This is a genomic window from Trinickia fusca, from assembly GCF_003628145.1.
Classification (GTDB): Bacteria; Pseudomonadota; Gammaproteobacteria; order Burkholderiales; family Burkholderiaceae; genus Trinickia; species Trinickia fusca.
In genome coordinates this window covers 500,692-508,129 of the sequence record NZ_RBZV01000001.1, presented here as the reverse complement: position 1 = coordinate 508,129, position 7,438 = coordinate 500,692, and the positions used below count along the sequence as shown (strand labels likewise).

Sequence of the window (7,438 nt, the reverse complement as noted above, 5' to 3'; positions counted from 1 at the left end):
CTCGCCGCAGCAGGACTCGCCGCAGCAGGACTCGCCGCAGCAGGACTCGCCGCAGCAGGACTCGCCGCAGCAGGACTCGCCGCAGCAGGGCTAGCCGCAGCAGGACTCGCCGCAGCAGGACTCGCCGCAGCGGGACTCGGCGCGCGCCCCCGCCGCAATAGCTGCGTCAGCCGCTTCAACGGCGACTGCGTGGACGGCACCGATAGCAGATCCAGTCCCACCAGGGTCAGGTGTTTGCCCTTGACGGCGATCGACGAGTCCTGCTCCACCGACACGTCGTAATTGCGCTCCGCGTGCAGCTTGACCTGCTCGGAGCCTGCCTTGTCTTCGAAGCGCAGCATGTTGGCGTTCTCGCCGCTGCCTGTCGGCGTGCGAGTCAACATCCCGCTTTGTGTTGCGTTGTCCGGCAGCGGCCACGGCGGCATGTGCAGCGCGTTGTAGACCTGCCCTGTCACGATCGGCCGGTCCGGATCACCGTTCTCGAAGTCGACGATGACCTCCGAACCCACGCGCGGGATGCTGACGCCCCCGTAATTGTTCCCCGACCACGGATACGACACCCGTACCCAGCACGACGAGTTCTGGTCGCGAATGGGTGAGCGATCCCAGTGAAACTTCACTTTGATCCGCCCGTATTGATCGGTCCAGATCGGCTGTCCTGGCGGACCGGTCACGATCGCCGTCTGCGGCCCGCGCGTGCGGGGTTTGCTTGCCGTGCGCGCAGGCCGGAACACCGTGGTGGCGGGCTGCACGACAAACGAGGCGCTGATCCGGTATGCCTCGGGCCCCGTCGCTCCGCTCGCTTCCGTCGCCGCGAATGACGCGCCGAGCACCAGGTACTCCCGGTTCGCGGCAGCGAGCGGATAGCCCTCCAACGCAAACGTCGTGCCGCATACGACGTTGCGCACATTGCCGCTGCCCGATGAGCGCTCCCCTTGTGCCCGCACCTCCTCCATCCGCACCTGGGCAAACTGTTCGCCGTGCTCCCGTTCCGTGTAGTCGCCAGGCCACTCGTATCGTTCGAGCCCGTTGTGCGCCGTGTCCTGCGGCAAGGCGTTCTCGACGCCGAGATCCGCTTTCGGCTTTTCGAAGTCGAAGTCGCTCGTGGTCCAGCGGCCCGGTTGGATGCGCTCCTCCGTCTTGAACCTGTCGATATATTCGATATCGATCTTGTGTCCGGGCGGGTAGTACCACAGCGTGTGGTACGCCATGCTGTCGACCGGCTTGTGCGCGCCCAGATGATCCACGAGCACCATCCGGTGCACCTTGTTCGAGTGCTCGAAGAACCAATAGATGCCGTGCTCCTGCATCAGCCGCTGGATGAAGGCAAAATCCGTCTCTCCGTACTGCACCTGGTAGACCCGCTTCGGATACCCGCCGCTGAGCCGCTTGTCGTACGAGTACGAGTACGCGTTCAGGACTTCGTCGATGATCTCTTCCACCGTCCTGTTCTGGAAAATCCGATAGTCCGAGCGCTGGTCGGCCAGATAGATCCACGGCTGTAGGGTCAGCCGGTATCGGCACTGCCGGTTCAACGGCCCCTCGAAGCTCGCACCGGTCACGATGCCGCTGATCTCGCGCTTGCCTTGCCCGATATTGGCGGCGCCGGACATCCCCGGCATGCTGGGCACGAACGAGCCCATCCCTTCGAGCTGGATGGTCACGGTCAACGCCTTGCCGATCATCGCCTTGAGATCGAGGTTGGCGGCCTGCTCGTCCGGTAGCGTCAGGTCCGGCGGCGTGAGGCAATCGAGCGTATAGGTGTAGATCTCCGACAACGCTTCGTTGCCATGGATGGCGCTCAGCGCAAGCGCAGGGTCGCCTGCGGGCGACATCGGCAACGCGGGACCGCTGATCGTGATGGTACGAGCGGTGAGAAAAGTAGCCATGACCGAATCCCTCGAGAAACTGCATCCATCGGTGAGTCGCACCGACCTGTGTTCGTCGCGCCCATTGGCGATCAGGGCGCTTCGCCGCCCCAAGCTGCCAGCAGTTCGACCGGAATCGCGTGCACGACTTCCGCATAGCGTCTTCCTACGAAATATTCTGCACGCCTAAGCAATAATGGAATCGGGCTGCTCGGCTCATGCTGCTCGAACCACTCGCGTGCTTCGCGGATCAACTCGCGTGCGGCGTAACGATCTTTCTGTGTCGCGACCGTTCCGCGCTCGATCGAGTCGGCAATCGGATCTGCGGCGCTTGCCTCCTGCGTCGGCAGCGATTCGTCTGCTCGCGTACCTGCCGCTTCCTGCGGCGGCGGCTCGTCGGTCCGCTCGGCCACCGGGTCGGCACCACCCGAGCGCTCGCTCCGGCCCGCCACATGCCGCAGCAGCCCTTCGAGCGCCGACAGATCAGGCGCATACTCACCGAGATGCTCGCGACTCCATCCGTCGATTGCGGCGAGGCTCGTGAGCGCTTCGCGCAAGCCAGCCAGGGTGGCCGGCTGCTGTGCTTGCAGATCCGCGAGCTGCCGCACGACCGAGTCCGGCGCAAGCGCATCGCTCGGGCGCGGTTGCGCCAATGCGCGCTCTACGTCGCGCACCTGCAAGCGCATCGCGGTCGACTTGGTCAGCTCGATCTCACGCACGTCCGCCATCAAGCCATCGTGATCGGTCAGCGCCTGCAGTGCGTTCTTCCGGATGTCCAATGCGGCGTCGCGATCCGGATCGACGTCGGCTTGCGGGTGGATCGCGTCCGGAAAGGCGGCCAGCCACGCGGCCAGCAGGCCGGTGCCTTCCGCCAGTCCCGCTGCGCCGCCGAGGCGCGTGCGGCACCGCGCGAACAGCACGGCAAGGCGCATGTCCTTGCTGCGCATCATCAGCCGCCGGCAGTCGCGCTCGACGTCGCTCCAGTTCGCCGGTTCCGGCGCGCCGACGAAGTTGCCATATTGGGCTTCCGTCCGAGGGGCGACCTTCGCCGACAGCAGCACGAATTCGGGATCGTATTCAAGATCCGCGCCGCACGGCGCAACGGGATCGACCGGCGCCATCCAGTCGTGCGTCTTTTGCGTCCGACCGGCCGAGGATTTGCCCGCTGATTTTCTGCTCTCGCTCATCGTCTCTCCCCCACGCCCGGTGACCGGGCAGATCGATCGGCATCGTGCGCGAATCGGTCCGCATACCGCTCGGGTTCGAAACGCATCCCCGTGACGGGCTCGCCTAGCGGCGAACAGCCCAGCCAACCGGACCAACCGAGCTGATGCGTCCCGCCCATCACCGCGGGCGGCGCGGCGTTCGGCTTGATGCGCAGTTCCAACTCCCATTCGAATTCATAGCCGACGAAGGCTCTCACCCACTCGACGAGCCGCGGCAAATCTTCGCCTTCAGGCGTGAAGCGCAGGTATGCGTCGATATCGAGCGGCCCGATCGAGAGGCGGAATTTGTGCTGCCGGTCCGGCACCAGCTCGCCGAGCATCGCGCCTTCGGCCATGGTCGAGGCAGCGCCCGGCTTGCCTAGATAGCTGTGTTCGAGCGGATCCACGGCAATCCAGTGGAACACGTTTTCCTCGATCGTCACCGGTACGCCGAAATACCGCTCGAGCGTCATGCGCAGGCCATCGGGGTTACGCGCCTCGCGCACCAGATGCGGGGACGCCGACAGGCGCGCATGCGCGGGCAACGGACGGCCGCCAATCTCGCCGACATCCTGCCCGGTGAGACTGGCGATATAGAAGGAAAAGCGTTCGTCGCCGGGCCTGTCGAGACCTGCCGCCGCCTGCGCCGAGGCCCAGGCGCGATACAGCAGCGTCAGATAGCGATGGTGGAACAGGTCGAGGAAATCGCCGAGCGTGGTGTCGCGCCGGCTCTCTTCGCGGTCGCGCGCGATCTCCGTGACGTGGATCGGCAATGGCCCGTTCGGCCCCAACATGCCCAAACCGAAGAGGCGCACTTTGAGCCGCCCGTTCGCTTCGCCGGCACTCGCGATCTCGCGCGGCGAGAACGCCAGGCTCGGCTGTTGTCCGAGTCGAAACGGCTCCGCCTGCGGGCGTCTCGCCGTGCCGACGGGATCGATGCGGGGGTCCGCGCCGATGCGCCGTACGAGCGCGAGGAACCCATAGCGCCACGGTTCGTCCCGCAGGCGCGCGAGCATCTGCGGAGAAAGCGCGGCGTCGCGCACGACGGCCTCGAGCGTGTCGCGTTCCATCAGGCCGCTCCCCGCACGCCCATGCGCACCGGCCAGCGAGCGATGCGCCCGCGCTGGATCGTATTGAGCTCGGTCTGCGTGAAGACGTTGATCGAGACATGCCGCGCCAGGTAATGTTCGAGCACCAATCCGAACAGGTACGGACTGACGCCGGAAAACCCCTGCTCGTCGACGGTCAACGAACATTCGATCCCGCGTCCGAAGACAAGCGGGCCCGCGCCGGGCAGCTTCCTCGTCACCGGCCGCGTCTTCACGCCGATCAGGCTTTCGATTCTCCGCCGGTTGTCGGCCTCGTCGCCGCTCAGGAACAGCCGCAGCAGATCGCGCAAGCCCTGGCCACCGGCACGGTGATCGAGTTCGTCGAGCGGCAGGTAATTGAAGTTCAACTGGCGAATCAGCCGCCAGGCCATCTCGCGCTCCGCATACGGCGCCTTCGGCATGGTCGGCGCACGGATCAGGCCGACGCTTTCGAGCGGTGCGGATTCGACCACCGTCAGGTCGCGCACGCCGTCGCGCGGCACGAGGCTCGGCAGATCGCGGTTCGTCACCAGCGCATCGACCGACAGGTAGCGAATGTCTTCGCCATAGGGCGCCTCGTTCTGATCGACCAGCGACACGAACATCTCCGTCCCGACATACGGCGTACGCGTGCCGTAACGGCGCGCCGAGTCCGAAACGAGCCGCTGCTCGCGCCGCGTCGAGAAATATCGGCCGTGATTGTGCTCATCGTTGTTCAGCGTCTGGTATAGCGGCCGGAACTCGACTTCCCTGGACGTGGCCGCGACCTGCCCAACCATCGCTTCGACCGAAAACACCTCGTAGTCGAGCGGCGACAGACGAGCAGGCACCAGGTGAAACTCGGTCTGTCGCGTCGACAGCTCGACCCGGTCCATGTGGCGCGGAAACAGGTTGATCACCGGCGTGCAGAACAGCGCAAAACGCGAGGCGTCGACGAGGTTCGCGAGCCGCTCAGGCGACTGGTCGAGCAATACGACGATCTCGACCTCCTGGCCCGTCACGCGATGCAGCCCCTCTTCAAGCCCGGTCAACGCGACGAAGTAGAACCGTGCCGGACAGGCGAAGTATTCATGCAACAGGTTGTGTCCATGGAACGTCGACCATGTGAGGGGCAGCAAGCCCTCGTCGACGCCAAGCCCTTCGTGTGCGATCGCATCGACCGTGACCGCGGAGAGCGGCCGTCCGGGTGTGGCGAATTCGCCGGGCGTGCCCGTGATCGTCGCGACACCGGCCACGTGCAACAGCTCGAACAAATGCGAGGCCACCTGGTCGTCGCCCGCCAGATACAGCGGCAACCGGTCGAGCCCCTTGAGATCGGCGATGCGGACGTTGCCGGTCGTACGCAGTCGCAGACGCAGCGCGCCACGCACCTGGGTGTTGGCCGGGACGTAGCGGTCGAGCGCCGGGATGTCGGGCGGAATGCCCGTCAGCCGTGCCTCGACGATCTCCAGCGGATAGAGCGTCACATCCTGGCCGCTGCGGAACTGACAAGCGGTCTTCTCGCCAGCTGGCACGCGCGCCGTAAAGGCCGTGCCGCGTGCGATGCGAAAGCCCTCTGCGAGATTGCCTTCCGTGCGGCTCGGATAAAGGCGTGCGACCGCCATCGACGGCGTGGGCGCCACGTAGTTCGGGTAGAGCACTTCCAGCAGCCGGCCCGTGAAGCGCGGAAACTCCGCGTCGAGCTTGATCTGCATGCGCGCGGCCATGAAGCAGAACGACTCGATCAGCCGTTCGACGTAGGGGTCCGCCACCTCACCCGCCTGCATGCCGAGGCGCCGTGCAATCTTCGGATGCGCCTGCGCGAACTCGGCAGCAAGCTCACGCATGTAGATCAGTTCCTGGTTGTAGTAGTCGAGCAGTCGCGGGTCCACTGGATATCCCCTTGGTCGGCCCGCGCGTCAACTCGCGCGCATGCCGGTAATGTTCACCTGGCTCGTTTCGAGATCGAGCGCGCTATGGACCATGAATTCGATCGGATAGGGGTCCATGCGGACCATGCCTCGCACCTCGAACGACAACACGTTGGCACGCTCGCCGGACTCGACATCCTTCGATGGCGCGACGACGAGCGTTTCCGCCATGAGACGCGGCTCGAAGTCGTGGATGACGCGGCGGATGATCCGCTCGATCTCGGCCCAATTGCGCGAGGCCATGAACGCGCCGGCGAGCGGCGGCGTGCCGAAGTTGACGGTCGACGCCGCCGCGTCCGGATACCGCTCCCGGTCGATGTGCTCTTCGATGTTCGTCGTATTCAACAGATACGCGAGATCGCGCTGAACGATGCCGCGCATTTGCATGCGCGTCACCGCGTATTCACCGGGTGCCTCTGTCTGGCGTTGGGGCGCATCGTCGCGCAGGCGGTCGAGCAGCGTGGGTAGCAGGTGCGTGTTCGGACGACGCGGCGGCCTCATGCCTTCGCTGCCCGGGCGCGTGCCGTTGCTGACGTCCGGCACCGGCGTCCCCTTCTTATGCCTGTCCATCGGCGTCCTCCTCATGCATCGGTTCATGCGTCACAGTGCCGATCGCGTCGACGGTGGCCAACGTGGAGCCCAACGCCGGCGCCGGGCTATCGATGGCAAGCGCCAGGTGTTCGCGCCGCGCGAGTTCAGGCGGCAAGTTGCTGGGGCGACGCGTCGTCGTTGCAAAGTATTCGGTCGGCGCAAAAAGCCGCAGGACCTCCGGAATCGGGTCCGCGGCTGCCGGATCAGGCATGTCGTCCGGTCCGAGCAAGTCGAAGACGTCGCCAAAAACGCGCGCATCGGATAGGAGTCCGTTGATCGAGTCCGTACTCTCAGCATCCTTGTGCCGCTCGTCGCGCTGATCCGGCAGCGGTCGGTATGACATCGCCGCATAGGCTGCCCCGTCGCTCTGCAGCGACGCCTGCGGATCTTCGAGTGCCCGGCAATACTGCTCATACAACGCTTGCATGAGGCTCCGGGCAGGGACCGAACCGTCGACGGTCGCCACACCCTCGTCAGTTGGCCCTTCCCCCCCGGGAGCGAACGCTTGTGCCGCTATCGCCGTGCCGATCAGGCCGAACACCGCGTTGTCGTCGCGCGTGCCGTCATGCAAGCCCGCTTCCGGGGAACGGGTCGGCAGCCACTCGAGGCGTGGCGCGCGCTCGTCGCGGGCAGCCGGGGGCAAAGCATCGGCGCGCGGCAGCGCCGCCGCGTATTTCGCGCCCGGTTCGTTTCGACGAAACAATTTAAAAGCACGCATGAGAACCCGATCGATAAAAGGGGTAGCGAGAAATCCATGTCGACGCATATCGCGCCGA

General features: G+C 65.5%; 6 protein-coding genes. All 6 read right to left on the bottom strand.

Annotated elements, in window-relative coordinates:
* A partial coding sequence (locus tag D7S89_RS02015) for a type VI secretion system Vgr family protein (protein ID WP_121275110.1) occupies window positions 1-1,889 on the bottom strand: 1,889 nt, incomplete at its 3' end.
* Between the two features lie 71 nt (window positions 1,890-1,960).
* Complete coding sequence (locus tag D7S89_RS02010; RefSeq protein ID WP_121275108.1) at window positions 1,961-3,055, bottom strand: type VI secretion system protein TssA; 1,095 nt, start codon at window positions 3,053-3,055, stop codon at window positions 1,961-1,963.
* Complete coding sequence (tssG, locus tag D7S89_RS02005) at window positions 3,052-4,143, bottom strand: type VI secretion system baseplate subunit TssG (protein ID WP_121275106.1); 1,092 nt, start codon at window positions 4,141-4,143, stop codon at window positions 3,052-3,054. The genes D7S89_RS02010 and tssG overlap by 4 nt, the downstream gene beginning before the upstream one ends.
* Entirely contained in the window at window positions 4,143-6,032 is a 1,890-nt protein-coding gene (gene tssF / locus D7S89_RS02000) for a type VI secretion system baseplate subunit TssF (RefSeq protein ID WP_121275105.1), read from the bottom strand. The genes tssG and tssF overlap by 1 nt, the downstream gene beginning before the upstream one ends.
* Window positions 6,033-6,059: 27 nt before the next feature.
* Window positions 6,060-6,572, bottom strand: coding sequence for a type VI secretion system baseplate subunit TssE (tssE, locus tag D7S89_RS01995; protein ID WP_245982671.1), 513 nt, complete (start codon window positions 6,570-6,572; stop codon window positions 6,060-6,062).
* 55 nt (window positions 6,573-6,627) lie between these two features.
* Window positions 6,628-7,380, bottom strand: a complete 753-nt coding sequence (locus tag D7S89_RS01990; RefSeq protein ID WP_121275101.1) for a TagK domain-containing protein — start codon at window positions 7,378-7,380, stop codon at window positions 6,628-6,630.
* Between the last annotated feature and the right edge of the window lie 58 nt (window positions 7,381-7,438).

Excerpts from the sequence above, each read along its gene's own strand:
- D7S89_RS01990 (WP_121275101.1), bottom strand. The coding sequence starts at position 7,380 with ATGCGTGCTTTTAAATTGTTTCGTCGAAACGAACCGGGCGCGAAATAC.
- tssG (WP_121275106.1), bottom strand. The coding sequence starts at position 4,143 with ATGGAACGCGACACGCTCGAGGCCGTCGTGCGCGACGCCGCGCTTTCT.
- tssE (WP_245982671.1), bottom strand. The coding sequence starts at position 6,572 with ATGAGGCCGCCGCGTCGTCCGAACACGCACCTGCTACCCACGCTGCTC.
- D7S89_RS02010 (WP_121275108.1), bottom strand. The coding sequence starts at position 3,055 with ATGAGCGAGAGCAGAAAATCAGCGGGCAAATCCTCGGCCGGTCGGACG.